Source organism: Streptomyces lushanensis (genome assembly GCF_001700515.1).
Lineage (GTDB): Bacteria > Actinomycetota > Actinomycetes > Streptomycetales > Streptomycetaceae > Streptomyces > Streptomyces lushanensis.
Window position 1 is genome coordinate 1 of record NZ_MAUD01000634.1, and the last position, 606, is coordinate 606.

The 606-nt window shown below is 71.2% G+C and carries 2 pseudogenes; both read left to right on the forward strand.

The annotated features are described in order from the left end of the window. A pseudogene (locus BFF77_RS32035) lies at positions 1-422 on the forward strand (glycoside hydrolase family 2); the annotation flags it as partial. 2 nt (positions 423-424) lie between these two features. Beyond that, positions 425-606, forward strand: a pseudogene (locus tag BFF77_RS37560) (hypothetical protein); the annotation flags it as partial.

Genomic DNA, 606 nt, shown 5'->3' on the forward strand with positions numbered 1-606 from the left:
CCGCCGATCTGCGCTACGACGGAACGGGCGGTCTCACCGCGCGCCGGGGCAAGGCCGTCGCGGCCTTCTGGAGCAGCGGACCCAACACCTCCGAGTACCAGCTCACCACCCCCTGGGCCAAGGACGTGGGACCGGGCAACGCCCACCCCGAGTACCCGCGGCCGCAGCTGACCCGCGACGCCTGGCGGAACCTCAATGGACGGTGGCAGTTCGCCGCCGCCGGGCCGGGCGAGCGCCCGCCCGTCGGCAGAACACTCCCCGAGAGGATCCTGGTTCCGTACCCGGTCGAGTCACGGCTCTCCGGTGTCGAACGGCACGAGGACCGGATGTGGTACCGCCGCACCTTCACGGTCCCGCCGAACTGGCGGATCGGCGCCGGCAAGCGGCTGAAGCTCAACTTCGACGCCGTCGACTGGAAGGCCNNCCCGACCGACGCGGCGGACGGCGAGAACCCGCCGATCGGGAAACAGCGCCTGGACCCGAGCGGTATCTGGTACACCGCGTCCTCCGGGATCTGGCAGACCGTGTGGATGGAGCCGGTCGCACCCGACCACATCGACTCCCTGAAGCTCACACCCGACGTGCCGGGCGAGAGGCTCACCGTCG